The 25,688-nt window shown below is 64.4% G+C and carries 23 protein-coding genes and 2 tRNA genes; 16 read left to right on the top strand and 9 right to left on the bottom strand.

Translation table 11 applies throughout. The features are described 5' to 3' along the window. Nucleotides 1-9: 9 nt before the first annotated feature. From dnaN to H9X80_RS02705, 3 genes are all read right to left on the bottom strand, one after another. Nucleotides 10-1,110 (bottom strand): DNA polymerase III subunit beta, encoded by a 1,101-nt coding sequence (dnaN, locus tag H9X80_RS02715; protein WP_204792814.1) that lies wholly within the window; start codon nt 1,108-1,110, stop codon nt 10-12. A 252-nt stretch (nt 1,111-1,362) separates the two neighbouring features. After that, a complete protein-coding gene (locus H9X80_RS02710) occupies nt 1,363-2,910 on the bottom strand; it encodes a DnaA ATPase domain-containing protein (protein WP_204792813.1) in 1,548 nt (515 codons plus the stop codon). 73 nt (nt 2,911-2,983) lie between these two features. Further along, nucleotides 2,984-4,066, bottom strand: coding sequence for an ATP-binding protein (locus tag H9X80_RS02705; RefSeq protein ID WP_204792812.1), 1,083 nt, complete (start codon nt 4,064-4,066; stop codon nt 2,984-2,986). Between the two features lie 361 nt (nt 4,067-4,427). On the opposite strand from H9X80_RS02705, the gene rpmH reads away from it, so the two are divergent. The 9 genes from rpmH (at nt 4,428) to H9X80_RS02660 (ending at nt 10,005) form a co-directional block, all read left to right on the top strand. Continuing rightward, nucleotides 4,428-4,562: a 50S ribosomal protein L34 gene (rpmH, locus tag H9X80_RS02700; RefSeq protein ID WP_072373740.1), complete on the top strand. Its 135-nt coding sequence runs from the start codon at nt 4,428-4,430 to the stop codon at nt 4,560-4,562. A 9-nt stretch (nt 4,563-4,571) separates the two neighbouring features. Next, on the top strand, nt 4,572-4,892 hold the full coding sequence (gene rnpA / locus H9X80_RS02695) for a ribonuclease P protein component (RefSeq protein ID WP_204792811.1): 321 nt from the start codon (nt 4,572-4,574) through the stop codon (nt 4,890-4,892). A gap of 1 nt (nt 4,893) precedes the next feature. After that, complete coding sequence (gene yidD / locus H9X80_RS02690; protein ID WP_342590856.1) at nt 4,894-5,130, top strand: membrane protein insertion efficiency factor YidD; 237 nt, start codon at nt 4,894-4,896, stop codon at nt 5,128-5,130. Between the two features lie 23 nt (nt 5,131-5,153). Then, nucleotides 5,154-5,915 (top strand): YidC/Oxa1 family membrane protein insertase, encoded by a 762-nt coding sequence (locus H9X80_RS02685; protein WP_204792810.1) that lies wholly within the window; start codon nt 5,154-5,156, stop codon nt 5,913-5,915. Between the two features lie 69 nt (nt 5,916-5,984). Next, nucleotides 5,985-6,569, top strand: coding sequence for a protein jag (locus tag H9X80_RS02680; protein WP_204792809.1), 585 nt, complete (start codon nt 5,985-5,987; stop codon nt 6,567-6,569). A 148-nt stretch (nt 6,570-6,717) separates the two neighbouring features. Then, on the top strand, nt 6,718-7,443 hold the full coding sequence (rsmG, locus tag H9X80_RS02675) for a 16S rRNA (guanine(527)-N(7))-methyltransferase RsmG (RefSeq protein ID WP_204792808.1): 726 nt from the start codon (nt 6,718-6,720) through the stop codon (nt 7,441-7,443). Nucleotides 7,444-8,100: 657 nt separating this feature from the next. After that, nucleotides 8,101-8,901 (top strand): ParA family protein, encoded by an 801-nt coding sequence (locus H9X80_RS02670; RefSeq protein WP_204792807.1) that lies wholly within the window; start codon nt 8,101-8,103, stop codon nt 8,899-8,901. Further along, on the top strand, nt 8,894-9,763 hold the full coding sequence (locus H9X80_RS02665) for a ParB/RepB/Spo0J family partition protein (protein WP_342590855.1): 870 nt from the start codon (nt 8,894-8,896) through the stop codon (nt 9,761-9,763). The genes H9X80_RS02670 and H9X80_RS02665 overlap by 8 nt, the downstream gene beginning before the upstream one ends. Beyond that, on the top strand, nt 9,760-10,005 hold the full coding sequence (locus tag H9X80_RS02660) for a hypothetical protein (RefSeq protein WP_204792806.1): 246 nt from the start codon (nt 9,760-9,762) through the stop codon (nt 10,003-10,005). Before H9X80_RS02665 ends, H9X80_RS02660 begins: the two co-directional genes overlap by 4 nt. A gap of 110 nt (nt 10,006-10,115) precedes the next feature. Here the strand turns inward: H9X80_RS02660 and rlmN are convergent, their stop codons facing one another. Next, the gene (gene rlmN, locus H9X80_RS02655; protein WP_204792805.1) at nt 10,116-11,201 is read right to left on the bottom strand and encodes a 23S rRNA (adenine(2503)-C(2))-methyltransferase RlmN; all 1,086 of its coding nucleotides are present in this window, start codon (nt 11,199-11,201) and stop codon (nt 10,116-10,118) included. A gap of 95 nt (nt 11,202-11,296) precedes the next feature. Between rlmN and H9X80_RS02650 the strand changes: the two genes are divergently transcribed. Next, a complete protein-coding gene (locus H9X80_RS02650; protein ID WP_204792804.1) occupies nt 11,297-12,265 on the top strand; it encodes a D-alanine--D-alanine ligase family protein in 969 nt (322 codons plus the stop codon). A 2-nt stretch (nt 12,266-12,267) separates the two neighbouring features. Continuing rightward, on the top strand, nt 12,268-15,213 hold the full coding sequence (locus tag H9X80_RS02645; RefSeq protein ID WP_204792803.1) for a helicase C-terminal domain-containing protein: 2,946 nt from the start codon (nt 12,268-12,270) through the stop codon (nt 15,211-15,213). Nucleotides 15,214-15,222: 9 nt separating this feature from the next. Here H9X80_RS02645 and H9X80_RS02640 read toward each other — a convergent pair whose 3' ends face one another. Continuing rightward, complete coding sequence (locus tag H9X80_RS02640; protein WP_204792802.1) at nt 15,223-16,155, bottom strand: helix-turn-helix transcriptional regulator; 933 nt, start codon at nt 16,153-16,155, stop codon at nt 15,223-15,225. Beyond that, nucleotides 16,145-17,113 (bottom strand): helix-turn-helix transcriptional regulator, encoded by a 969-nt coding sequence (locus H9X80_RS02635; RefSeq protein ID WP_204792801.1) that lies wholly within the window; start codon nt 17,111-17,113, stop codon nt 16,145-16,147. The genes H9X80_RS02640 and H9X80_RS02635 overlap by 11 nt, the downstream gene beginning before the upstream one ends. A 163-nt stretch (nt 17,114-17,276) precedes the next feature. Here H9X80_RS02635 and H9X80_RS02630 point away from each other — a divergent pair, with 163 nt between their 5' ends. After that, a complete protein-coding gene (locus H9X80_RS02630) occupies nt 17,277-19,640 on the top strand; it encodes a hypothetical protein (RefSeq protein ID WP_204792800.1) in 2,364 nt (787 codons plus the stop codon). 136 nt (nt 19,641-19,776) lie between these two features. Here the strand turns inward: H9X80_RS02630 and H9X80_RS02625 are convergent, their stop codons facing one another. Next, complete coding sequence (locus H9X80_RS02625) at nt 19,777-20,244, bottom strand: biotin transporter BioY (protein WP_342590854.1); 468 nt, start codon at nt 20,242-20,244, stop codon at nt 19,777-19,779. A 672-nt stretch (nt 20,245-20,916) separates the two neighbouring features. Here H9X80_RS02625 and H9X80_RS02620 point away from each other — a divergent pair. Next, nucleotides 20,917-20,991: transfer RNA gene (locus H9X80_RS02620), tRNA-Gly, on the top strand. A 140-nt stretch (nt 20,992-21,131) separates the two neighbouring features. Here H9X80_RS02620 and H9X80_RS02615 read toward each other — a convergent pair. After that, a complete protein-coding gene (locus H9X80_RS02615; protein WP_204792798.1) occupies nt 21,132-21,443 on the bottom strand; it encodes a hypothetical protein in 312 nt (103 codons plus the stop codon). A 983-nt stretch (nt 21,444-22,426) separates the two neighbouring features. On the opposite strand from H9X80_RS02615, the gene H9X80_RS02610 reads away from it, so the two are divergent. From H9X80_RS02610 to H9X80_RS02600, 3 genes are all read left to right on the top strand, one after another. Then, on the top strand, nt 22,427-23,707 hold the full coding sequence (locus H9X80_RS02610) for an aminopeptidase (protein ID WP_428832966.1): 1,281 nt from the start codon (nt 22,427-22,429) through the stop codon (nt 23,705-23,707). 30 nt (nt 23,708-23,737) lie between these two features. Continuing rightward, a tRNA-Lys gene (locus H9X80_RS02605) sits at nt 23,738-23,813 on the top strand. A gap of 224 nt (nt 23,814-24,037) precedes the next feature. Then, the gene (locus H9X80_RS02600; RefSeq protein WP_204792797.1) at nt 24,038-24,706 is read left to right on the top strand and encodes a transaldolase family protein; all 669 of its coding nucleotides are present in this window, start codon (nt 24,038-24,040) and stop codon (nt 24,704-24,706) included. Nucleotides 24,707-24,775: 69 nt separating this feature from the next. Here the strand turns inward: H9X80_RS02600 and H9X80_RS02595 are convergent, their stop codons facing one another. Beyond that, nucleotides 24,776-25,567 (bottom strand): DeoR family transcriptional regulator, encoded by a 792-nt coding sequence (locus H9X80_RS02595; protein WP_204792796.1) that lies wholly within the window; start codon nt 25,565-25,567, stop codon nt 24,776-24,778. Nucleotides 25,568-25,688: the final 121 nt, after the last annotated feature.

The raw sequence follows: 25,688 nt of genomic DNA, 5'->3' as shown, positions 1-25,688 counted from the left end.
TCCTTCTCGCTAGAGGCGCACCGGCATGAGCAGGTAGAGGTAGTTCACCTTGCCGTTGCTCTTGAAGATGCCCGGCTGCGTGGAGCCCTGGAGCTCCAGGCGCATGCCCGAGCCCTCGGAGACGGCGTTCACGCAGTCGAAGACGTAGTGGTAGTTGAGGGCGATGGCCATGCTCTGGCCCTCCACCTCGCAGGCAATGGTCTCGGTGGACTCTCCCTGCTCGGGCGAGGAGGCGGAGAGGCGCACCAGGCCTCCGTCGGCGTCGATGTCAAAGCGGACCGAGGCGTTCTGCAGCGCGATCACGGACACGCGCTTGAGCGCGGCCGAGAACGCCTCCACGTCGAGCTCCACTGCGGTGGCACAGGTGGGAGGCAGGAGCTGCTTGTAGTCGGGGAAGTTGCCCTCGATGCGGCGCGAGACGAACGTCGTGTTGCCAAAGGAGAAGACCACCTGGCTGTCCGTGGTGCCGATCTGCACCGTGTCCGTCATCGACGGCATGCCCAGGACGTCGTGGAAGACCGTGCCCGGCACGATGGCACGGAAGGCCTCTCCCGGCGCGGCCTCCACGGAGGAGTCGCAGACGGCCAGGCGGAAGGAGTCGGTTGCCACCAGACGGATGGTGTTGTCCTCCACCGTGAGCAGGATGCCCTGCAGGATGGGGCGGCTCGTCTCACGCGAGGTCACGCGGTAGACCTTGTCCACCATCCGGGAGAGCAGGTCGCTCGGGAGCTCGATCGTGCGCGTGGGCGCGAGCTCCGGGAAGGCAGCCCAGTCGGCGGGGTTGAGCGTGTTGAGGCGGAAGGTTGACTTGTCGCAGGAGATCTTGAGGTTGCGGTCGGCGCCGTCGAAGGTCACCGCAGCGTCGGGGAGGGTCTTGACGATGCTGGTGAGCACCTTGCCGGAGACCACCGTCTCGCCGGGCTCCTCGACGTTGGCGGGGATGAGGTGGCGGATGGAGATGGTCAGGTTGTTGGTCTGGAACTCAAGGGTCCCCTCGCCCGCACGGACGTAGATCCCGGAGAGGATGGGGAGGGTCGAGTTGGTTCCCATGCCCTTGGCCACCACGGCGAGGGCCTTCATGAGCGCTGACTGGCTGACGGTGAACTTCACGGCTGACCCCTTCTGTTTGTACTTATAGATAAATATAAGAGCAGTAGTAGTAATAGAGCGTGTAGATAAGTGGAAAACTCAGAGAAACACGAGGTCAGAGGTGTTGCGCCATGCTCTTGGAAGACGGGCTCGCCTTTGACACGCCTCGACATCACCGGCGTTGTCGAAAACTCCTTCTACACGACCTCATGGTTTTTCTCCTCCCTCTGACAGCCTGTCAACACGATTGTCTACATTCGTGCGCGCGCAACGCTAGACGTTTCCCGTTATCGACTCGCGGATCTGCATGAGTCGGTCGTAGAACCCCTTGTCCTCCCGCTTGGCCTCGTCCACCACGCTGATGCTGTGCATGATCGTGGCGTGGCTCCTCCCGCCGAAGTGCTTGCCGATGTCGGCGAGCGTGCGGTCGCACAGCTCGCGGGAGAGCCAGATGGCCACGTGCCGCGCCTCCATCAGTGACTTGTGACGCTTGTTGCCGATGAGGCTCGAGTGGTCGATGTCATAGTACTTCTCGACGGCCTTCTGCACGTCCTCTATGGAGACCGTGAGCCGCGCGCTGGGCCAGCACTCGCGCGCAAGAGACTCGATCTCCTCCCGGGTGAGCCTCTCCCCGCGCGCCTCCGCCGCGGTCGCGGCGAAGAGGCAGCGCTGACAGAACCCCTCTATGACGCGGATGTTGGTCCCGGCGCGCTCGGCCATGTACTGACGTGCCTCCTCGGGGACCTCGCCGGTAAGGCCATGGACGTTCTCGCGCAGGGCGTCGTCGCGCATGCGCTCGCAGAAGGTCTCTATGAGGCGCAGCTTGAGCTCGTAGCTCGGGACCTGGATCGGCGCGGTGAAGCCCGAGCTCAGGCGGCTCGTGACGCGCTCGTCGAAGCCGTCCTTGCCCATTCCGAGCTGAGCGGGCGTGCGGTCGGCGGCCAGCACGATCTGCTTGCCGTTGCCCACGAGCTCGTTGAAGGTGTCGAAGAAGAACCCCACGGTGCCCGCCTTGCCGGCCATCTTCTGCACGTCGTCGATGATGAGGACGTCGATGTCCGCATAGTTCTGACGCAGCACCGAGGCGGCCGAGCGCTCGGAGTGGCGCATGGCCTCGGTGTAGTCGGTGATGAAGGCCGAGGCGTCGCGGTAGACGCACAGGCGGGAGGGGTCGTTCCGGGCTATGTAGTTCTGTATGGCGCGTAGCAGGTGCGTTTTGCCCAGACCGCTCTTGCCGTAGATGAAGAGGGGGTTGTAGGTGCTGTTCATGCCGTTTGCCACCTGCAGTGCCGCCTGGTAGGCGATGTCGTTCTCCTCGCCACGGACAAAGCGGTCAAAGGTGAGCTTTGAGGTTGCCTCGGAGATGTCCTCCACCAGGGGGTTTCGTGCTCGGCGGCGCCGGTTCTCCTCCTCACGCTCCGCGACGGCGGCACGCTCGTCCCAGGTGTCCTCGATGAGGGTCCGCGGAGCTGGCACCTGGGCGCCCGGCGTGGTGTCGGCGTTCCAACTCTCGGCCTCGGCGCGGGTCATCGTGGACGTTGGCCGCGGCGCTGGCGCCTTGCCGGCGGCAAAGGAGATCTCCAGGCGCATCGGCTGGAAGGCCGCCTGCGTGAGGCACTCCTCTATCGTGGGGGCGTTCTTGGAGACGGTCTTGAGAACCAGGCGCATGGGCGTCTCAAGCCGGAGGACCCCGTCGTCCATGCCCACTGGAACGCAGTTCCGCAGCATGGCAAGCACCGCCTCCGGCAGGCTCCTGTCAGCGAGAAGGTCGAGCGCGTCCTGCCACAGCGCCTCGGCGTCAGATTCCAGAGATATGTCCATGTGCCCCGCAATCACCAAATGTCGAAAACTGCTGCCACAGTATAGGTGATTGTTGATAAGTTTCCGCCGACGCCTAGACGAACGTCCTGCCCACGGCGGTGAGCTGGTACTTCTGCCCGACCTTTGTCACCAGCCCCTGGGCATTCAGGTTAGAGAGGGTCCTAGACCAGGTGGCTGCCGAGGAGCCGAAGGCGCGCACGAGCTCCGTTGGGCCCACGACCTCGTGCTCCGCGAGGAAGGTGAGCACCTGGTGGGAACGGTCGTCAAGCTGGATGGCCGGCACGAAGGGTGCAACCTGCCGTTGAGGAGAGGGCACCTGGTAGGCTGCCTGCGGCTGCGGCTGCGGCTCCGGCGAGAAGGACGAGGGAGCGCCGGGCGCCGGCTGATAGGGGTAGGCCGACGGGCCACGTGGCACCCAGGCCTGCGCCGCTGGCTGCCATGCTCCCTGCTGGTAGGGCTGGGACCAGGGACCGGGGTATGCCTGCTGTGCCCACCCCTGCATCTGCTGCGGCACCGGGGCCTGTGACGCCGGGGGCTGCCAGGGAGACTGTGTTTGCGGGGAGGTCGGCGCGGACATCGGAGACGAGGGGGCCGTGGAGACTCCCGAGACGGCGCGGGCCTCCTCGCGTGGGTGGGTGGAGATGGTCACCACGGTCCCCCCTGCGATGTTGTCCTCTATCTCAAGGCTGCCGCCCTTGTCCGTCATGTACTGCTGGACATAGGGAAGGCCGCTCCCCACCCCGCGGATGTAGTGCTTCATCTCCTCGGTGGCCGAGCTCGTCCCGTACTCGAGCGCGAGGTCCTTGGAGGCTATTCCCGGGCCCTGGTCGGAGAAGCGAATGGTGTTGCCGCCGTCGAGGATGGTGATCGTCGGCGCCTGGAAGTAGGCGTGGATGAAGTTTTCGACGATCTCCCTGATGACCATGAAAGGAATGGTCCCGCCCTGCTCGTGAGAGAGACGGTTCACCGCTGCCGTGATCTGCTCGAGGTAGTCGCGCACCTCGCAGGGCTCTATGACCACTACGCGCGGCGCGGCGGAGGCGTCGTCGTAGACGGCTATGCGCGCGGGATGGTGGACCTCGAGGTTCCCTCCAGCGTCCCCGTCGGTTGCGTCGGCGTCGTCCTTCTCGACAAAGGGATAGAAGTCCCGCGCCACCGTCTTCTCCCCTTTCTACAATCGCTGAACAAGTGTCGAAAACTTTTCAGTGAGAATTCGATATGAACGAAAGTTTTCTACAGCTGATTATCAATAGTAGAAAACTCGGTCTATGTGGGTTCCGTGTGCTGAAAAATCATACCATGAGAAAGACATCTTTCATCCATATGCAAAGATGGATTCATCGAGTGAAAGCTGCGTCTCACCCTGGCATTTCTCGCCGCGGTGACAAACGAGGTGTCTGAGCGGCCCAAACATGGAGATTCTTTGGTGGCTAAATTGACACGTCGCGTGAAAGACCCTTACAATCTCTGAGCTTATTGCTCTAAAGGACGCCTAAACCCAATCGGGAGGAATAGCTATGAAGCGTACGTATCAGCCGAACAAGCGCAAGCGCGCCACCACGCACGGGTTCCGTGCCCGCATGGCCACCAAGGGCGGTCGCGCCGTCCTCGCCCGTCGTCGTGCCAAGGGTCGCAAGCGCCTCACCGTCTAGCGACGTCTTATGAAGACCATCAAGTCACGCAGGGATTTTGAGAGGGTCTTCTCGCAGGGGAGGGGTTACAACGATTCCTACCTGCGCATTCGAGTGGCACCGCTCGACGAAGGCGGCCCCGGGCGGGTCGCCTTCGTCGCAGCGAAGAGGCTCGGTAACGCCGTCTTTCGGAACAGGTGCAAGCGCGTGCTGAGAGAGTCGGCGCGCCTTGCCGGGCTTCCGAGGGACGGCTATGACGTGATTCTCCTCTCGACGTACCGGACCCATGACAGCTCGCCTGAGCAGGTGTCTGGTGCGTTGAGGAGGCTGCTCGGAAAGGCGGGCGTGTAAGGTGACCCCCCGCGGAGGGCAGACGGCGGCGGCGCGCGTGGCCACCTGGGCCATCGACCTCTACCAGAGGCACGTGTCCCCGCTCCTTGCCCCGCGGTGCATCTATCTGCCCACCTGCTCCGAGTACGCGCGTCAGGCCATCGAGCGCCACGGATTCGTTCGGGGGTGCGGGCTTGCGGTTCGCAGGATCCTCAGGTGCCATCCCCTCCATGCTGGCGGATATGACCCCGTGCCCTGAGGGGCGCGGGCCACGGAGGAACCATGTGGGAATGGTTTATTAACTTACTGACCGCGATTCTCGCGGGCATCGAGGGGTTCGTCGGAGACTGGGGACTTGCTGTCATCGTGCTGACCCTCATCATCCGACTCATCCTGACGCCGCTCATGACGCACTCCACCAAGTCGACGGCGCGCATGCAGGTCATGCAGCCCAAGCTGCAGGAGATTCAGGAGCGCTATGCCGACGACCCGACGCGCCAGGCTGAGGAGCTGCGCAAGGTCTACGCGGACATGAAGTTCAACCCGCTTGGGGGCTGCCTGCCGCTCATCCTGCAGATGCCGGTCTTCTTCGGCCTGTTCTCCGTGGTACGCAACGTGCCCACGGACGCGAGCTTCTTCAACATCCTCCCCTCGATCTCCCTCTCCGTTGCGCAGGTCGTGGATGCCTCCGGTATCGTGGCGGCGGTTCCCTACATTGCCTTTGACGTGCTCTTTGGCATCCTGACGTTTGTCCCGATGGTGCTCACCGCCCGCAACCAGCCTGCCGAGCAGCGCTCCCAGAGCTACATGATGGGTGGCGTCATGGCCATCCTGATGCTGTGGTTCGGCTGGGCAAGCTGCCCGGCAGCCGTCCTGCTCTACTATGTGACCTCCTCGCTCTGGCAGGTCGTCCAGCAGCAGCTCATCACCAAGCGCGTCATGGAGAAGGCCAAGGCCGAGGCCGCCGCTGAGGCTGCCAACAAGCCCATCGAGGTTGACGTGGTGCGTCGCGAGAAGAAGCCGCGCCCGCACAAGAAGAGCTAGTTGTTCCTATTTACAAGCTGCTCTTATAGAGTCGTTTAGTTTTAGTTATTTATATTGCAGGAGGCTGAGATGGCGGAGGACGCGATGATGGACTCCAGTGAGCTCACCGAGGGACAGACGGGCGTCGAGGACGCCGACGAGTTCGCCTCCATCCGTGAGCACTACGAGGCCGGTGTCGCCCTGACCGACGACGAGATGGATCGCATTGCAGACCTTGCGGTTGGCTACCTCAAGGGTATCCTGTCTCTCTTTGGGGAGGACCACTGCTCCATTGACGAGTATGACGGGGAGGACGGCGAGCTCATCCTTGACGTGAGCGAAGGGGACCTGGCCGTTCTCATTGGTCGTCATGGTCGTACGCTCGACGCCCTGCAGATGGTTCTGACCTCGCTGCTCAGTAGCAAGATCAAGTTCTACTATCCCGTGACCGTGGACATCGAGAGCTACAAGAGCCGCCGTAAGCGCAAGCTCGAGGAGATTGCTCGCTCTTCTGCGGCGCGTGCTCGCCAGCGCGGCGGTAAGGTGACCCTCGCTCCTATGAACGCCTACGAGCGTCGGTTGATTCACCTTGCCCTGCGTGATGACGATAGCGTGGTCACGCATTCCGAAGGCGAGGAGCCGGAGCGTCGCGTGGTCATTACTGCGGTCAGGTAGCTTCTGATTCCTCAGCTTCGTTCACTCGACGGAGCGTTGATTGATTCTGTATCCTTAGGGAGGGCGTCTCAGGCGCCCTCCCTTTTCTATGACAAAAACCTCTGCATCGTGACTTCTTGTCATGGTCAGTTGTCCTGATTGGATTAACATGCATGATGCTCTTATCGCACAGCTCGTTGAAGAGCTTGCTGTCTTTGGGATTAGATGTAAGAAGGAACAGGCCGAGCTGATGGTTCGTCACCTTGAGCTTCTCATTGAGAAGAACAAGGTGGTTAACCTCACTCGTATCACTGAGCCGGCTGATGCGGTGACATTGCATCTTGTGGACTCTCTTCTTCCGCTTGCCTCCCGTGAAGTTTCGGTTAGCGAGAAGGACCGCTACCTTGATCTTGGTACAGGTGGTGGGTTTCCTGGGATTCCCTTTGGGGTGATGACTGGTTCCCACGGGACTCTTCTTGACTCAGTTGGAAAGAAGGTTGCTGCCGTCAACGAGTTCATTCAGGAGCTTGGAATGAGAAGGCTTGTTGCGGTTCACGACCGTGTTGAGGACTATGCTCGAACTCATGGTGGGAGTCAGACAATAGTACTTGCTCGCGCTGTGGCTCAGACCAACGCACTCGTTGAGTATGCCACCCCTCTTCTTTCTCACAATGGGCTGCTTCTTGTTCAGAAGGGACGTCCTGAGACAGAGGAAATTGAGAGGGGTGTTCGTGCAGCTAAGATTTGTGGTCTAGAACTTGTTTCACGTGAAACCTTTGAGCTGCCCCGAGGACTTGGTCATCGAGAGGTTCTTGTCTTTAAGAAGGTGAGAAAGCCCACGATCAAGCTTCCTCGAAAGACAGGGCTTGCAAAGAGGGAACCTCTAGGAGAGTAGGTCCCGTAAAGATTGTTCATGTGTCCTCCCCATCGTTCAGACAAACGATGGGGAGGCCTTTAGTCTGGAGATGATGGAAGTACCTCATGTCAAAAACAAAACGAGTTATAGCTTGCTAGGAGAACGACATTAGGCTTATGACCTTAGCCGAGCACTTGTCAAATCAGATTGAATGGCCCCAGTCACCATTTGTCTGTCTTGGTGTTCAAAGAATCGCAACTTTATCGAGACGCTTCTATGGAGCGAGATGAGTACGGTCAGCCGTTTACTCCGAACTCTACAATCCAGTTCTCCAGACCTAGTTGCTGAGATAGGTAAACACATCTCAAAATATATATGACGGATGTTTTCATACGTCATAGTAAACAGGAATAATAGGCGAACCTGGCTTGCCCATATTTAACTGCAGGCTAGGTTTCACGTGAAACATGATATGTAGCAAACTAAGCATCCGATTCATTGGAATCGAAGCCCCCATAGACAGGTTTGAAGAAACCTGTATACAAATTCGCGTAATGAGCTCAGGTTTCACGTGAAACATGTCTTCTGCTAGATATAGGCTGCAATAAGGAAGATTGACACAGTTTCACGTGAAACAATCACGTATGATGCTGATACAAGGCATTTCTACTGAACCGAAAGAAATATGGGGGACAAATGAGCTACAAAGACGTAAAACGAGGTCTTCCACAGCGTAACAGCAAGGTTGTCGCGGTAATTAACCAAAAGGGTGGTGTTGGAAAGTCAACAACAGTCATTAACCTTTCGGCTTGTCTTGGGGAGGGCAAGAAAAAGGTGCTTGTTGTTGACTTTGACCCGCAGGGAAACTCAACAAGTGGCTATGGAATCGAAAAAGAGGACCTGGAGCATGACATCTACGACGTCATTCTTCATGACCAACCTATCGAGGACACAATTGTTGAGACCTGTGAGCCTAATGTCTTTATAGTTCCCGCCACGATTCAGCTTGCAACAGCGGAAATCGAGCTTGTGGCCGCCATGGCACGTGAGTCTGTGCTCAAGGAGGCTATCGAGAAGGTAAAGGACGAATTCGACTACGTCTTTATTGACTGTCCCCCTTCACTGGGTCTTCTCACCATCAACGCGTTGGTCGCTGCGGATAGCCTCATCATTCCGATTCAGTGCGAATACTACGCACTTGAGGGTGTGGCAAAGCTCCTTGAGTCAATGCAGATGGTAAAGCGTCGCATGAATCCAGATCTAGAGATTTTTGGCGTGGTCATGACGATGTTCGACAGTAGGACGACGCTTTCGAAGCAAGTCGTTGACGAGGTCCAGAACTATTTTGGCAAGAAGATGTTCAAGACCATTATCCCGCGCAACGTAAAGGTGTCTGAGGCTCCAAGCCATGGTCTTCCAGTTGCAATGTACGCGCGCGTGAGCAAGGGTGCCCTTGCCTATTCGAAGCTGGCAAGAGAGGTGGTTGCACGTGGCTAAGAAAAGTGGTTTAGGCAAAGGCCTTGGGCTCCTTGTAGGAGAAGCGGATGCCGAGACAGCGGGTATGCACCCAGACTCGACGCTTCCCCTAAGCAAGATTCGTCCAAACAAAGGACAGCCGAGAAAGACGTTCAAGGCTGATGACCTTGCCGAACTGACTGACTCAATCAAACAAAATGGAATCCTGCAGCCACTCCTGGTACGAAAGCAGGGTGACTACTATGAGATTGTGGCTGGAGAGCGTCGCTATCAGGCGGCCAAGGCCGCAGGGCTTGACGAGGTTCCGGTCATCATTCGTGAGATATCAGACGAGGACGTCTTCAAGCTTGCCTTGATTGAGAATCTTCAGCGGTCTGACCTCACCCCTCTGGAGGAGGCGCAGGGATATCGACAGCTCATCAAGGAGAAGGGTCTGACACAAGAAGAGCTTGCCAAGGCTCTCTCCAAGTCTCGCTCTACCATCACAAACACCCTCAGGCTCCTCGATCTTCCTCAGGAGGTTCAGAACCTCGTGGACGAGGGAAAACTCACGGCAGGCCATGCCCGTGCCATCCTAGCCGTCCCGAGTGAGGAGGGCCGCATCAGTCTGGCTAACAAGGTGGTGGACGAGCATTTGTCGGTGCGTCAGACAGAAAGTCTTGCCCCACTGTTTTCTGTCAGCGAGAAGACTGAGAAGCCGGTACGCCTGCCGGTTCCCCAGTCCTTCAAGCGCGCCGCCCGTCAGATGAAGCTGGCACTTGATACCAACGTCAAGGTGAAGAACGTTCGAGGCAAGAACAAGATAGAGATTGAGTTCAAGAGCGAGGATGAGCTTGCCCACATCGTGGATCTTCTCGCCGGGCCGGGGACGTGGTCTGAGTGAAGGTGCGCGCCTTTGTTCCAGTGATTCTGATTACGGGAGTGACTGCGGTAGGCTACGTGACGTACCGCGTGCTGCTGACCGATTCTGCCCGTGAGAGCCTGCGCGCAGGGGTAAAAGCGACGAAGGACGCCTTCCAGAAGATTTCAGAAGCGGTTTCCGATGCCCAGGGCTCGGTCATGGAGGAGGACGAGCTCCCCAACCGCGTCAGGACCAGAGAGCAATGGGAGTTTCTCGGCTTCTAGGCAATCCACCTGCAAAAGAGAGAGGGTTGGACAAAAATCCAACCCTCTCTTCTTATGACGAACAAACGTACGCAGAACTAATGTTCTTCTCAAAAAGGAGGAAAGCAGTGCTACTCCTTCTTGGAGACGCGCTGGCGGAGCTGGCCGCAGGCCGCGTCGATGTCAGCGCCGCGGGAGTTGCGGATGGTGGCCTCGACGCCCACGCTCGCGAGACGGCGCACGAAGTCCTCGGCCCGCGCCTCGGTGGAAGGTTGGAACCGGGAGCCCTCGACCTCGTTTAGCTGGATGAGGTTGACGTGAGCGAGCGTTCCCTCGCAGAAGTCGCAGAGGGCCTGGAGCTCGCTCTCCGTGTCGTTCACGCCGGCGATGAGCGCATACTCGTAGGTGGGGCGCCGGCCCGTCTTGTTGACGTACTCTCCCATCGCGTTGTAGAGGTTGACGAGGGAGTACTTGCGCACGCCGGGCATGAGGGCGTTTCTCGTCTTCTGGACGGCGGAGTGGAGCGAGACGGCAAGGGTGAACTGCTCGGGCTCGTTGGCAAAGCGCATGATCTGGGGGATGAGGCCGCAGGTGGAGACCGTGAGGTGGCGCGCGCCGATGCCGGCGCCGTCGGGCGAGTTGAGGCGGCGCAGCGCCGAGACGGTGGCGTCGTAGTTGAGGAACGGCTCGCCCTGACCCATGAGGACCACGCTGGTCACGCGCGTGTTGAAGTCGTCGCGGACGTGCATGACCTGCTCGTAGATCTCAGAGGCGGTGAGGGAGCGGGTGAGCCCGGCGGCGCCGGTGGCGCAGAACGCGCAGCCCATCGGGCAGCCCGCCTGGGTGGAGGCGCAGACGGAGAGCTTGTTGCGGGTGGGCATGCCCACGCACTCCACGCTGGCGCCGTCTGAGAAGCCGAGCAGGTACTTGCGGCTGCCGTCCACCGAGACCTGACGGGCGAGCTCGCTCACGCCGCCAAGGGTGACGTGGCGCGCCAGCTCCTCACGCAGGGACTTGGGCAGGTTGGTCATCTCGTCGAAGCTCTGGGCGTTCTTGACCCAGACCCAGTCCTCGATCTGCTTGGCGCGAAACGTCGGCTGGCCGAGCGAGGTCAGAAGTGCCTGAAGCTCACCGCGGGTGAGGGAGTGGAGGTCGCGCTTCTCGCTGTTCTTCTCGCCGTTTGGCTGCGGCGTGCTCGGGGTGGTGTCCTGGGGCATGGGTCCTCCGTCTGAGGTCGTGTTCGTTTGGAGTATCCTCAACAGGAGGATTACGACAAGTCTAGCGTACGCGCGCGGCAGATGGAGGGGCTCGGATGGACAGAGAGCGGCTGCGTTCCCTACACGTGGCAGTCATAGGGGGCGGCTGGTCGGACGAGCGCGAGATCTCGCTCGAGTCCGCCTCCCGCTGCCACGACGCGCTCGTGGAGGCCGGCTTCACGAGGGTGGACACCCTCGACCTCGCCGCGCGCGACTTCATGACGCGCCTCGTGAGCGGAGGCTATGACGTGGCCTTCGTTGCCATGCACGGTGCCTACGGGGAGGACGGCTGTGTGCAGGGGCTCCTCGAGGTGCTGCACCTTCCCTACACCTTCTCCGGCGTCGCTGCCTCGGCCGTCTCGTCCGAGAAGCAGCTCGCCAAGGCCGTCTTTGAGTCCGCGGGCATCCGCACGCCCCGTGGCGTGGACGTCCCCGCAGGGACCGCTCTCACCGCGGAGCAGGTAGACGAGCTTGTTGCCAAGCTCGGCCTGCCGCTCTTTGTGAAGCCCGCCGCCAACGGCTCGAGCTTCGGCATCACGCGCGTGACCGAGGCGTCCGCCGTCAACGATGCCATCGCCACGGCGTCCGCGGCCGGAGGGCGCGTGCTCGTGGAGGAGTGCGTCACGGGCATGGAGATCACCGTCCCCGTGGTCGGCAACGATGACGCCCACGCGCTGCCGGTGGTCGAGATCGTTACCGGTGCCGACTTTTACGACGTCACGGTCAAGTACGAGCCGTCCGCGCTGCACCACGTGATTCCCGCGCGCCTGGAGCCAGGTGTCTACGCCCGCGCACAGGACCTGGCGGTACGTGCCCACCGGGCGCTCGGATGCCGAGGCTGCTCTCGAAGCGACTTCATCGTGACCGCCGAGGGCGAGCCCGTGATTCTTGAGACCAATACCATCCCCGGCATGACGGCCGAGAGCCTCCTGCCGGACTCCGCGCGCCACGGCGGCATCGACTTCCCGGAGCTCTGCACGCGCTTTATCGAGTACGCGCTCGAGGGCTCCGAGGGGAGCTGCTAGCGGTGGGCGCGGAGGCGCCGCGCTCGCTTGAGGCCCTGCTGCTCCCCGGTACCCCCGAGCACGTGCGAGCCGCGTACCTCAGCCTGGCGAGAAGGGCCCGCGGCCGAGACTTCGGGCCCCTGACGGACGAGGTCGTGGTGCTGGACACCGAGACGACGGGCCTCTCATTCAAGGACTGCGAGCTCATTGAGATCTCGGCCGCCCTGCTCTGCGGTACCGAGGTCACCGAGCGCTTTGAGACCTTCGTCGACCCGGGCATGCTGATCCCGTCCGAGATCAGCCGCCTCACCGGCATCTCCAACGCCGACGTGGCGGGCGCGCCGAGCCCGCGCGAGGCGGTGGCGGCCCTTGCGGAGTTCACCGCCGGGCGGCCGGTGCTCGCCCACAACGCGACGTTCGACCGCACCTTCATCGAGGCGGTTCCCGGCGGCTCCGAGGTCTCCGACACGTGGATCGACACGCTCTCGCTCTCCCGGATCGCCCTGCCGCGGCTCTCCACGCACCGCCTTGCGGACATGGCTGCGGCCTTCGACTGCGCGTCGGTCACCCACCGGGCCGCGGACGACGTCGACGCGCTCTGTGGCATGTGGCCCGTCCTGCTGACCGCTCTCTCCGACCTGCCCGAGGGGCTTCTCGCCAAGCTGGCGGCCATGCACCCCGAGGTCGACTGGCCCTTCCGGCCGGTGCTCTCCTACCTTGCCGGGGCCGCCGCCGAGGCGTCGCCGCGGCCGTTCTCGCTCAAGGAGGTGCGTGCGGCCCTGGTCCGCTCGGCCCAGGGGGAGCAGCGCGCCGACGCGGCGGAGCTTCCCGAGACGCACGCCCCCACGGCCGAGGAGGTCGAGGCGGCCTTTGCCCCGGGCGGCGTGGTTTCGCGCATGTACGAGCACATGGAGCGCCGGCCCGAGCAGGTGACTATGGCGCGCGAGGTGGCCTCCGCGCTCGCCACCTCCACGCACCGCGCCATCGAGGCGGGCACCGGCGTGGGCAAGTCCGTGGCCTACCTGCTGCCGGAGGTGCTCTTTGCCCAGCGCAACCACGTCACGGTGGGCATAGCCACCAAGACCAACGCCCTCACCGACCAGCTGGTCTCCCACGAGCTGCCGGCGCTCTCCGCCGCGCTGCCGGGGGGCCTCACCTTCACGAGCCTCAAGGGCTACGACCACTACCCCTGCCTGTACCGCCTGGACCGCGCCGCGGCGGAAGAGCTGCCGCTTGCCGCGGCCGCCCACGACGGGCGCTCTGACAACTCCGTTGCCTGCGACATGCTCACGGCCATCGCGGTGACCTACGCGTTTGCCTGCCAGTCGCCCGAGGGGGACCTCGACGCGCTCGGCATCCGCTGGCGCTCCGTGCCGCGCCAGATGCTCACGACCACGCCGGGCGAGTGCCTGCGCGGCCGCTGCCCGTACTTCCCCGGCGAGTGCCTGCTCCACGGGGCGCGCCGCCGCGCCGCCCGCGGCGACGTGGTGGTGACCAACCACTCGCTGCTCCTGCGCGACGTGGAGGCCGAGGGGCGCATCCTGCCGCCGATCCGCCACTGGGTGATCGACGAGGCCCACGGCTTCGAGGCCGAGGCCCGCCGCCAGTGGGCCGTCGAGGTCTCCGGAGAGGAGGCCCGCGCGGCCTTCGAGCTGCTCGGCGGCACCCGCACCGGCGCCATCCACCAGGCGATGGTCCAGGCCATGCTGCTTGACGCCTCAACGCTGGCCATGGGTCTGCTCACCAAGTCCGCCGCGTCCGTGAGCCGCGCGAGCGTGGCGGTGGCCGACCTCTTCGTGGCGGTCCACGAGCTCGCGCCGCTGGCAAGGAGCGATGGCGGCTACGACCTCGTGACGCTCTGGATAGACGATGCCGTCCGCGCCACGCCCGAGTGGGGCGCCGTGGCCGGCGCTGCCTCCGCGGCGACAGACGCGCTCGACGAGACGGTCCGCGCGCTCGCCGACGCGGTCTCGGCGCTCTCCGCTGAGGCCCCGCAGGACGCCGCCTCGCTCGGCGAGTCCTCGCGCTTCCTCAAGACACTTCTGGACGGCATCCGCCTCATCTGCGAGGGCACAGACGCCCGCTACGTCTACTCCGCGCAGCTCTCCCGCTCCAAGCGGCGCATCTCCACCGAGCGCCTCCTTGCCGAGAAGATCGACGTGGGCGCCGACCTCGCCGAGCGCTGGCTGCCGGAGATGGAAAGCGTGGTCTTCACGTCCGCGACCATCGCCGTGGGCGACGACTTCTCCCACTTCGACCACGCCGTCGGCCTCTCCGCGCTGCCCGAGTCCAAGCACCGGGACGTGCGGCTGGACTCGAGCTTCGACTACGACTCCCACATGTCCGTGGTGGTGGCCCGCGACCTGCCGGCTCCCAACGACCGCGCCTACCTCGGTGCCCTCGAGGACCTGCTCTTTGACGTGCACGTGGCGATGGGCGGCTCGGTGCTCACGCTGTTCACCAACCGCCGTGACATGGAACGCGTCTTTGAGTCCCTCCGCCCGCGGCTCGCCGCCGAGGGCCTTGAGGTGGCCTGCCAGGAGCGCGGCAGCTCCCCGCGGCGCCTCCGCACCCGCTTCATGAGCGAGAAGACCCTCTCGCTGATGGCGCTGCGCTCGTTCTGGGAGGGCTTCGACGCGACGGGCGACACCCTGCGCTGTGTGGTGATCCCCAAGCTGCCCTTTGCGAGCCCCAACGACCCGCTCGTCCGCGAGCGCGACCGCCGCGAGGACCGCGCCTGGTGGCGCTACTCGCTGCCCGAGGCGGTGATCTCGGTGAAGCAGGCGGCTGGTCGTCTGATCCGCAGCTCGACGGACACGGGCGTGCTCGTGCTCGCGGACTCGCGGGTGGCGAGCAAAGGCTACGGGCGGCTCTTCGTGAGCTCGCTGCCCTCGAGCAACGTCTCCCGCCTGGAAAGCGCCAACGTCGGTCGCTACATCAGGATGTGGCGCGCCTCCCACGAGAGCTGACGCGGCGCGTCAGGCACGTGCCTCGGCGAGCTGCTCCCGGGCGTAGGCCCTGGCCTGCTCGGCGAGCGTCGGGTCGTCCACGTGCGCGCTCCCGCCGCAGGCGGCGAGCATGCGAGGGAGCCACGAGCTGCCGTAGGAGGGCGTCTCGGCCACCACGTACTTCTCGCCACGCTCTAGGACGTGCAGGTCGTGCCAGGGGAGCAGGTCAAGGTCGCGCGGGTCGTCAAAGGTGATACGCACCGTTGGTGCGGTCTGCGGCACCGGGGTGGGGGCTGGCTCTGGTGCGCGGGAGACGTTCTCCATCTCTGACATGCGGTCTAGGCGGAAGGTCCGCTCTCCGGCGCGGTCACGGTCGTAGGCCTCGAGGTACCAGGCGTCGTCCTCGCAGCGCAGGCGCAGGGGGGTGACGCATCGGGGCCCCGCGGGGCCGCCGCCGGCGCGGCGATAGAGGAAGCGCAGATCGCGCCGCTCCGCGAGCGCGCGGGCGCAGTCGGCGATGAGCGCGGCGAGCGCCGGGTCCTTCTCGCCGGAGACGAGGCGCCGGACGAGGTTCTCGCTTGGTGCCGCCGGGGCGAGCGCACCCTCGAGGTGCTCCCTGAGCGGGTCGTCCTCCCGCACGCCGAGCCGCTCGAGCGCGGCCTCTACGGCCACGGTCTCACGCGTCGTCAGGCGCACGGCCCGGCCTCGCATCCCGCGCGTGAGCAGCATCGTAACGGCCTCGTCCTCCTCAACGAGCGGCAGGCGGGACCCTCCCGCGCCCGCGGCCGTGAGCACGAGCGCCACAAGCTTCTCGGCGCGCTCCCGGGAGACGCCGAGCCGCGCGGCCACGGCCTCGGCGCTCAGCGCGTCGCCCGCCTCGCTCAGGCTGGCCACGAGCGCCACGAGCTCGCGCGCCTCGTCGAGGCCTCCCGGCCGGCCCGCGCCACCCTTCCTACGAGGCATCTCGCAGCACCCCCTCAAGCAGCGACTCCCATGCGCGCACGAGCCCCTCCGGCGCGAGCGGGCGGATGCCCTGCGCGGCCGCCCAGCTCGCGGCCGCGGAGAGGTCGGCGACCTCGACGGTCCAGAGGTTCCTCTTGCCGTCCTGGGCAAACGAGCCCTGGCTGCCGGCGGCACGTCGGACGTCCGTCATGCGCTCGGGAGGCACCAGGAAGCGGGCGTCCACGACCGGATCGCCGATCTGGAACGGGAGGCGCCTCCAGTCCCGCGGGGAGAAGTCGGGCGGGACGTCCACCGGAACCGCGGGCAGGGCCTCGGCCTGGAGCACGCGGTCCGTGCGGTAGGTGCGCTCGCCGCCCCCAACCACGCCTCCCTGATTGTCCAGGCGGCCGGCCACGAGGTAGCGGTGGCCGCGCAGCTCAAAGAGGCCGTACGGGGCGATGACGCGCTCGGAGGCGTGTCCCCTGGCGTCCTGGTAGCACACGCGCGCGGCACAGCCCGCGAGCAGGCAGTGCCGGAGCTCCGTGAAGGCACGGCCCTCGACGGCGGCAGGCCCCGCTGCTACGCCGGCGCCGACCTCGGCGAAGGCGCGCGTCAGCTTGGCGAGTGCGAGGCGCAGGTCATCCGAGAGGGGAAAGGCGGGGTCGTCCAGCAGGGGCTGGCAGGCCACGTCGAGCGCGGCGGCCTCGCGGGGCTCAAGCTCGGCCCCGCCGACAAAGGAGCCATCGTCGGCGCGCCAGCTGGACTCGCCGCTTGCCGCGCGAACCTCCTCGACCGTGACCCCGCAGGCGGCAAGGGCCGCCCGGTCACGGGAGAACGCACGCCGGAAGCTCTCCGGCGCGAGGCCGGGATAGAAGTCCCGGGCGAGCTCGGACGACGGCACCGGCGACTCCGCGTTCATGAACTCAAGCGCGAGCGAGCAGATCCTCCGCGCTCGCTCGTCGTCCTTCGTGACCCTCAATGCCGACCTCCGTGTCGGGACGCCTGCGTGAGGGGCGTCCTTTCGCACCGTTGTTTGAGTCGTCTGCGTCTTTTCTACGAAAACAATGCACAAGACGTATACTCTTTTGATTGTATGCACACCTTATAACGGCGACTGCGGGACTCATAAAAAGGATGCAAGCATGGCCATGACACATGACTACCTCGACTACCTCAACGAGAAGGTCGGCATAGCCCCGGCCAACAGCCAGGAGGAGCTCCAGGCCGCGCAGACCATCTCTGAGCTGATGGCGCAGCACAACGTCGAGCCGAGGATAGAGGAGTTCAATGCCCCTGCGCTCGCGGGCGTGGTTCCGGCCGCGCTCTCCGTTGCGATGTTTCTCGGCGTGCTCGTGAGTGGTCTCGGCTTCCTGCCGCTGACCGTCATCGGTCTGGTGCTTGCGATCGTTCCCGCGGCGATTGCGGTTCTGCGTCTGTTTGGCCATGAGGTGTCCTTGGGCTTCGGGCCGCCCGCCCAAAGCCAGAATGTGGTTGCCATCCACCGTGCCACGGGGCCCCTCGTGACCAAGGGCAACCGTACGATCGTGGTGGTTGCCCACTATGACTCCCCGCGAGAGAACTTCCTTCTCTCGACTCCCGTGGCGCCCTACCTTCCCCTTGTCACCAAGCTGAGCGTACCGTGCTCCTACGTGACCGCCGTCTGCGCCCTCCTGCAGCTGCTCGGCTTCATCCCCGACGTCGTCCGTATCGTGCTGTGGCTCGTCGGCATCGTCGCCGCGCTGCCGGCCCTGCTCGTGGCAGTGGGCGTCATCGCCCAGCGGATGGCGGCCTGCACGCTTGGCGCAAACGACAACAAGTCGTCCGTCGCCGCGATGCTCGGCGTTCTCGAGAACGTCCGCCCGAGCGGCATGACTCCTCGCGAGCGCCCGGCTGCGCCGGAGCCTGCGACCGCTCCGGAGGATGGGACCCCCGAGCCCGCCGCGGCCGACGTTACCGCTGCGCAGCCCGTCTACGAGGAGGTCGTGGGCGTTCGTCACGGGGCTGAGGTGCTCCGCTCTCTCGGCATGCTTCCGGAGGACTGCGAGATCGAGTACGTGGCACCCGCGCTGGTCGCCCCCGGTCCCGCAGCCCCGATGACCGAGTCCGCCGATACCGAGGAGCCTGGCTCAACCATCGAACTCTCCGTCCCTTCAGAACCTTCCCCCACGGGGCTCGCTGAGGTCTCCGAGCCAGCCGTTCGGCAGGACGCCACCGAACCCGAACCTACACCCGAGGAAGGCGTGTCCCAGACTGCCCCGCAGCCGCGAGTGACCCAGGACTCCGAGACCACGCTTCTTGCCACGCCGGACGAGACTGCGGACTCTTCTGTCGCAGACGATGGGTCCGAGGCTGACGTCACGGCTCCCTCCGAGCCCCTGAGGGCCGACGTGCCCCACGAGAGCCCGTCCGCAACTGCCCGCCTCTCAGTTGTGGCGGACGACACCTCACGTTCGGCGGACGAGAGGGGCACCTCTGGTCATGCCGGCAAAGCAGTCAACAGGGGCGACTCGGACGCCACGCAGGCCGCTCGTCCCGTCGCCCGTACGGCGGCTCCGACAGACCCTGAGTGGGGCAAGACGAGCTACCGTCCTCAGCTTTCCAGCGTCGCGCGCAGAGCGTCCCTCTTCGACCTGCCCGATCCGTCGGAGAGCGAGGTCGACCCCTTTGCGACCGACCCCCATGCGCCTCGCGTCCAGTCGCCCAAGGTGGCAACGCCGCGTACCTCGGACGCCCCGGCGTCCGTGGCCCCGACGCCCGCCGTGGCCCCAGAGCCCATCGAGACCATCTCCTCCATTCGCGAGGAGGCCGCGCCGGCACGGCACAACCCGCTGAGCGGCCTACTTGATAGGATCAAGGGCCTTCGCAAGAGCTCCCCCAAGGACGAGGCCCCCTCCACTGGCGGTTGGCTTGGTGCCGATGACCAGGAGGACTCCGAGGAAGACGGCGGCAGCATGTGGCGCGGGGGCGCTGCGCCCCGCTCCGGTCTGCGCCTCGTGGAGGACGAGGAGGCCCCGAGCGAGGAGGAGCTGCGTGAGGCCGTTCTCAAGCTCGGTGACGACGCCCTCGTCTCCCATGACATCTGGTTCGTCGCACTGGGCGCCTCCTCCCTTGACCACGCGGGCATGCGTGCCTTCCTGCAGCAGCACCGCTCTGAGGTTCGCGGCTGCTTCGTCATCAACCTCGACTGCGTGGGCGCCGGTGACCTCTGTCTGCTCAAGAACGAGGGGCTTGAGGTCAACCGCCGGGCGGACCGCCGTATTTCTCGCCTTCTCTCCGGTGCGGCAAACGACCTGCACATGACGCTCGACCAGCGCCCGTGCGACTGGCAGGGTACTGACGCTACCGTGGCCATGCGCTCCTCACTGCGCTCCGTCACCATCCGTGGCGTAGATGCCAACGGGCTCGCGGCGCTCTCACAGACTGCCGACGACCTGCCGGAGAACGTGAGTGGCGATCAGGCGGCGCAGGTCGCCGAGCTTGTCACGGAGATGATTCGCCGCTCCTAACGAGGGCCGCAGGTGGGCGTCGCCGACAGGTAGACGTGCAAACAGACCCGCCGGAACGTATCCGGCGGGTCTTCTGTTATGGAACCTCAGCTAGCCAGGGTCTTCCCTCTGTCTAGGCGGTCTGTCCACCGAGGATTTAGGCGGCCTGCACGTCGAGGGGAAGGGCCCTCCTGACCGCCCGCCCTGCGGCGACGCCTGCGGCGAGCTTGAACACGTCCGGTATGACAAACGGGACCACGGCCATTCCGAGCGCCGCCGCGAGGTCGACCCCCATCAGGGCCATCAGCTGCAGCGTGCCAAGTGCGTAGGAAACGAGCAGCATCGCCGTAACGGCGAACGCCTCGCGCAGGGGCCTGGGAAGCGCCCCAAGTCGGAGGACGGCCGCGGCGAGGACCATCCCCACGAGAAACCCCCAGATGTAGCCACCCGTGGGGCCGAGGATGTGACCTATGCCACCCGAGAGGCCCGAAAACACGGGCAGGCCGACGGCCCCTGCGACGATCCAGACGGCGACGGTCACCGTGGCGTCCCTGCCGCCAAGCGCTACGGGGAGCATTGCCAGGACCAGGGTCTGCAGGGTGAAGGGCACGGGACCAAGTGGCACGCTGATCGAGGACCCGACGGCTAGAAGGGCTACACAGAGTCCGCAGCGGGCTGTCTGACGGGGAGACATGTTCGTCCAATCCACAGGGGCCGAGCAGGTTTTGTGCGGCCTGCGCGGGCAATGTTCCCCCTTTGTAGGGGCGGCTGTCAACGGCTCGTGCCTACCGGCGCGGCCCCCTCATGAGGGCTCGACCTCGGCCCTATCGTCGGCCGGCCAGCGGTCCCAGCAGCGTCATCCTTCCCGCATGGCCAACCGCTGCGGGAAGGCCGCCACCGAGTGGGTCGCCGCCTATGAGACGACTGCGCGGTGCTTCTTGCCGTCTCCGCGCCTCCCTGTTCTTCGACCGCTCCCGCCGTGCGCGCGTCCCCTCCATCAAAGCCTCCGTCCGCCTGTGCCGCATGTGGGGCACACCGTAGGGGATGAGTCTTTCGGAACACGCGCGACGGGCTTCCGGGAGACCTTCGAAAGACTCTGCGTCGGGCGGAGAGCCCCAGCCTTGGAGTGGCGTCCCCGAGATGCCGGGAGGCCTGGTCTCCGGCAGGTCACCCAACGGCGTCACGAAACGTCCACACGTCCGTCTCACTCTTCGCTGTCGATTCCGCAGACGCCTTGTCCGGTGAAAAAGAGCACGGTATACTACCTCTTGCGCCGGCTTGTCCGGCAAGAGCACACGCGGGCATCGCCAAGTGGTAAGGCATCAGCTTCCCAAGCTGACATTCGCGGGTTCGAGTCCCGTTGCCCGCTCCAGAATCCTCCGGGCCCTTCGGGGCCCTTTTTAATATGAGCTGAACATTGTCAAGGGGCAAAACCGGCCCGTCCCTCCCGGGGCTACCGGAGGCGGCGGGCCCCGGGGTCGGACCCTGCTCTGTGCCCCCGGCGGGGCGGCGCTACGCCACGGCCATCCTCGCGATCGCCCAGGCCCAGCACGCTGTCTCGCGCGTCGTGGCGCAGTTGGCGACGACGGGCCTCCACTCGGGCCGGCCGGAGGACTCCGCGACCCTGGCGGCCAGCGCGTCGCGCGCCTCCTGGCAGCGCCTCACGCAGTCGCGGTAGTGCTCGTAGGCCGCGGCGTCGTCGGGCTCCCCGAACTCTATCGCGTCGGCCCACCTCCAGTACGCGCGCGTCCAGTTCCCCTTCCTGCGGCCTGTCGGGGTCTCCTCGTCGAAGGCGTGCCCGTGGCGCAGCAGGAACTTGGACATCCTCTGCTTCGCCCTCTGGAGGTCGTCGTGCGTGTCGGCGAGGGCGCGCGACAGGTGATACCGTCAACCTACTTTTCGCCAATTTCGCAAACGGATCGGCGCCGGTCGCGCCAACGTGCTTTCATCAGTCCCGTCAACGTGCTTTCGCCGCTTCCGGCTATCCCTCGGGCCTCCTCTCCCGCGGCAGGTCCTTCAGCCGGTAGCTGCCATTTCACGGTCAAAGATACTTCAAGATAATGTTCTTAAAGTATCAACGATTGAGAGGAGCGACCATAGGAGGCATTAATCGTCGGAATTTTATAAAGATGTTTGCCACTGCTGTCACTGGAGTGTCCCTCTCACTAACATTATCTAGCGCACGTGAGTCCGACGTCGGACTCTCAGCTTTTTCTCCATCGTTGGCGGTTGAATCGACCTATGGTACTTTTTTCTAAACTAAGCGTGCGTCATAGAGCGGTTACGGCATTCGCATTAACGTCCATTCTGTGTATTGTTATTTTGATTTGGCAGTCTCCATCGGGTGGTGGCCTGAATAGCGCTATGTTCACGAGTAGCGGAACAGTGAAAGACATATCACGAGATAGGTGCTTTATATCCATAGAGGTTGAAAGTAGCCGTGTATTTGACCGCGGATCGATTGTCACGTTCGACTTTTCAAATCATCCTGACGAGCTTGAGAAAGCTCAGATTGAAGATGCTGTCTCCGTGCACCACTGGCTTGATAGCAGAGATGGAAAAGCAATTATAGCCAGGTCCCTGTCTGTCGAGCCGACAGACGCCGTCCAAACAGCTCCGTCATAATGTATAGGCGTCAGGGCTGAGGTACTGTTCTTGAAGTAGTCTTTATGGGTAGAAAAAGCGTGACATAGTTTTGCTACCCAGTGCGGCGGGGTTTCGTCACAAGGCGTGGCGGAACCCCGTCGTTTGGCGTGATGACAAGACGCACCGCCCCTGCCGTGCGGCAAGAACGGAAAGGAACCATCGTGGCACTCATTCCCATGACCGACGAGGAGTGCCGCCTCGCTACCGAGGCGCTCTCCGACCAGCTTGACCTCTATGCACGCCTTCTTGTGCGCAAGGGGGCCTCCCTACGCCTCGGCCAAGAGCTCGTGCTGCAGGCGCCCGTCGAGCGTGCTGACTTTGCGCGCCGCGTGGTGGACGCCGCCTACCGCGCCGGCGCCGGCCACGTCACCGTAATCTGGCGGGACGACGAGGTCACCCGCCTCACCTATGAGAACTGCGACCTCTCCTTCTTCAAGACCACACCCTCCTGGCAGGTGGAGCAGCTCAACTCACTCGCCGCCGACGGCGCGGCGTTCCTGTTCCTGGAGGGCTCTGACCCGGCCATGCTCAAGGGGGTTGACCCGGCCAAGCCCGCCGCGGCTGCCAAGTCTCGCAACACCGAGTGTCGCGTCTTCCGTGACGGCATGGACTTCGGTCGCAACGCGTGGTGCATCGCCGGCGTGCCCGTCCAGGCCTGGGCACGCGAGGTGTTCCCCGACCTCTCCCCGGCCGAGGCTCTCTACCGCCTCTGGATGCTCATTCTCGAGGTCTCCCGCGCCGACGGCGAGGACCCGGAGAGCGCATGGGAGACCCACAACGCCTCATTCGAGAAGACCAAGCGCTTCCTCAACTCCCACCGCTTCGACGCCCTCCGCTACGAGTCCGCCGCCGGCACCGACCTCACGGTGGGCCTGACGGACGGCCACGTCTGGGACGGCGGTGCCGGCCGTACGCAGGACGGCGTCGCATTCTTCCCCAACATCCCCACCGAGGAGGTCTTCACCTCGCCGGACCGCATGCGCGCCGAGGGCGTGGTCCACTCCGCCCTGCCCCTGGTCTACTCCGGCCAGATGGTGCGTGACTTCTGGCTGCGCTTCGAGGGCGGCCGCGTGGTCGACTTCGGTGCCGAGCAGGGTCGTGAGGTGCTGCGCCACATCATCGAGACGGACGAGGGATCGTGCCGTCTCGGCGAGGTGGCCCTCGTCTCCAAGAACACGCCCATCCGCCAGAGCGAGACGCTCTTCTTCAGTACGCTCTACGACGAGAACGCGAGCTGCCACCTGGCACTGGGCATGGGGTTCCCGGAGTGCATCGCCGGCGGCGCCAGTCTGAGCAAGGAGGGCCTGCTCGCCCGTGGCGTCAACCAGAGCAGCACCCACGTGGACTTCATGATCGGCACCGACGACCTCAACGTCTATGGCGTGGCGTCCGACGGCACCGAGACCCCGGTCTTCGTGAACGGCCAGTGGGCCTGGGAGTAGTGCCCGGCCGCGTGGTAGAATCGACCCTGCGCGCCGTTAGCTCAGCTGGTAGAGCAGGGGACTTTTAATCCCAAGGTCCAGGGTTCGAAGCCCTGACGGCGCACCATGGCATAGCGCCCCCGGCAGCGGTTCTTCCGCTGCCGGGGGCTTTTGCGTTGCGCCGGCAGCCCCGAGGTTCTTCTCGCCGCGCCGCCCGTCGACGGCTCCGCACCGAAACAGGAAAAATCAGGAAATCCGCTGCCGTACGCCCTTCCAAGCGTGTAGAGTCAGGCGAGAAGGACGTGCCGTCGTGCCCTGGCGCGCACCCGTCACCTGTGGAAAGGACCTCGCATGGAACTCATCGTTGACTCCGCCGACCTTGAAGCCGTCAGGGAGATCGACTCGTTGCTCACCGTCTCCGGCGTGACCACCAACCCCTCGATCATCATCAAGAGCGGGAAGGACCCCGAGCGGGCCATCGGTGACCTCCTTGCGTACCTGCGCCCGGACCAGAAGTTCTTTGCCCAGGTGGTGCGCACCGACTTCGAGGGCATCATGGAGGAGGCCCGTGCCATCAACGCGCTGCGCCCGGAGAACACCTACGCCAAGATCCCCGTGACGCGCGCCGGCCTGCGCGCCATCAAGGCGGCCAAGCAGGAGGGGCTGAACGTCCTTGCCACGAGCATCCACACCGCCGAGCAGGGCTTTCTTGCCGCGATGAACGGCGCCGACTACCTGGCTCCCTACGTCAACCGCATGTGCAACTACGGCGACGGCGTGGGACGCGTCCTCGACCTCATCGAGATGCTGGCCGCGAGCGGGCTGGAGTCGAAGGTCATGGGGGCCTCGTTCCATAACGTCGAGGAGGTCCACGAGCTCCTCCGCGCCGGCGTCGACGCCGTCACGGTTCCCCCCAACGTCATCGAGCTCATGATGGACCACCCGGGCACCAAGAAGGCGGTGGACGAGTTTAGCGCCGGCTGGCAGGCCACCTACGGCCGCGACCACCTCTTCGCATAGCCCCGCCCGACGAGAGGAGCCAGGCGCTTCCGCCCCGTGACAACCCGAGCACCCCCACAACGGGGACGCCTAGCACAGCGCGGGCGTCCCCGTCCTCACGATGGCGCGCAGCACCTCGGGGTCCGTCTCGTCGGTGATGACGGCGGTGAAGTCGTTGATGGAGGCAAAGCGATAGCCGCCGCCGATGTGGAACTTGGCCTTGTCGGCCAGCAGGAAGCGGTACGAGGCGTTCTTGAGGGCCTTCTCCTTGACCATGCCGTCGTCCATGTCATGGGCGAGGACGGCGCTCGTGGCGAGGTCGACCCCGTTGGCGCCGATGAAGGCCTTGGCAAACAGCAGGGGCTCCAGCAGGCTGATCGTGGCCGAGCCTATGAAGCCGGTGAGCTGCGCGTTGAGGTAGCCGCCCGTGGCGAGGGCGGTGACCTTGGGGTTTGCGGCCAGCCGCTGCGGGATCTCGATCATGTTGGTGGTCACGATGAGGCGCTTGTCTCCGGCGGCGATGATGTCGGCCAGATAGAGGTTGGTCCGGGAGATGTCGAGGAAGATGGCGTCCCCGTCGTTGATCTCCATGTAGGCGCGCCGTGCCACGGCCATGCGGCCCTCGTCGCCGAGCAGCGTGTCGTCGGAGGTGTCGGCCAGGACGGGCGAGGCCGGCGCGGCGGGGGCTTGGGCCACCGGGCCGCCCACGCGCAGAGCACCGCCGTACTCGCGCCGGCAGAGCCCCGCGTCGGAGAGGACCTTGAGGTCCTTGCGGATGCTGTCGACGCTCACCCCAAACTCACGAGCGAGCTCCTCGACGGTCGCATGACCCGCCGAGTTAAGGATCTCAAGGATCTTCTCGCGACGCTGCTTGGGAAACACGCCCTGCTTGCCTCTCCTGCCTTCTATATACATACGCAAACAGGATACGCGAATGCGCGGCAAGAGGGGCTCAAGAGGTCCTCGCTTTCAAAAAGACCGTTCACCGATAATTCACCGTGTT

Source organism: Olsenella profusa (assembly GCF_016900315.1).
In the GTDB taxonomy this organism is placed as follows: domain Bacteria; phylum Actinomycetota; class Coriobacteriia; order Coriobacteriales; family Atopobiaceae; genus Thermophilibacter; species Thermophilibacter profusus_A.
Note: the sequence above shows the minus strand (reverse complement) of the source record. Positions and strands in the feature narration are given on the sequence as shown.

Coding starts and splice junctions, on each gene's coding strand:
- H9X80_RS02650 (WP_204792804.1), top strand. CDS start 11,297: ATGGACAGAGAGCGGCTGCGTTCCCTACACGTGGCAGTCATAGGGGGC.
- H9X80_RS02680 (WP_204792809.1), top strand. CDS start 5,985: ATGGCGGAGGACGCGATGATGGACTCCAGTGAGCTCACCGAGGGACAG.
- rnpA (WP_204792811.1), top strand. CDS start 4,572: ATGAAGACCATCAAGTCACGCAGGGATTTTGAGAGGGTCTTCTCGCAG.
- rlmN (WP_204792805.1), bottom strand. CDS start 11,201: ATGCCCCAGGACACCACCCCGAGCACGCCGCAGCCAAACGGCGAGAAG.
- H9X80_RS02685 (WP_204792810.1), top strand. CDS start 5,154: ATGTGGGAATGGTTTATTAACTTACTGACCGCGATTCTCGCGGGCATC.
- rsmG (WP_204792808.1), top strand. CDS start 6,718: ATGCATGATGCTCTTATCGCACAGCTCGTTGAAGAGCTTGCTGTCTTT.
- H9X80_RS02640 (WP_204792802.1), bottom strand. CDS start 16,155: ATGCCTCGTAGGAAGGGTGGCGCGGGCCGGCCGGGAGGCCTCGACGAG.
- H9X80_RS02670 (WP_204792807.1), top strand. CDS start 8,101: ATGAGCTACAAAGACGTAAAACGAGGTCTTCCACAGCGTAACAGCAAG.
- H9X80_RS02615 (WP_204792798.1), bottom strand. CDS start 21,443: ATGTCCAAGTTCCTGCTGCGCCACGGGCACGCCTTCGACGAGGAGACC.
- H9X80_RS02710 (WP_204792813.1), bottom strand. CDS start 2,910: ATGGACATATCTCTGGAATCTGACGCCGAGGCGCTGTGGCAGGACGCG.
- H9X80_RS02600 (WP_204792797.1), top strand. CDS start 24,038: ATGGAACTCATCGTTGACTCCGCCGACCTTGAAGCCGTCAGGGAGATC.
- rpmH (WP_072373740.1), top strand. CDS start 4,428: ATGAAGCGTACGTATCAGCCGAACAAGCGCAAGCGCGCCACCACGCAC.
- H9X80_RS02630 (WP_204792800.1), top strand. CDS start 17,277: ATGGCCATGACACATGACTACCTCGACTACCTCAACGAGAAGGTCGGC.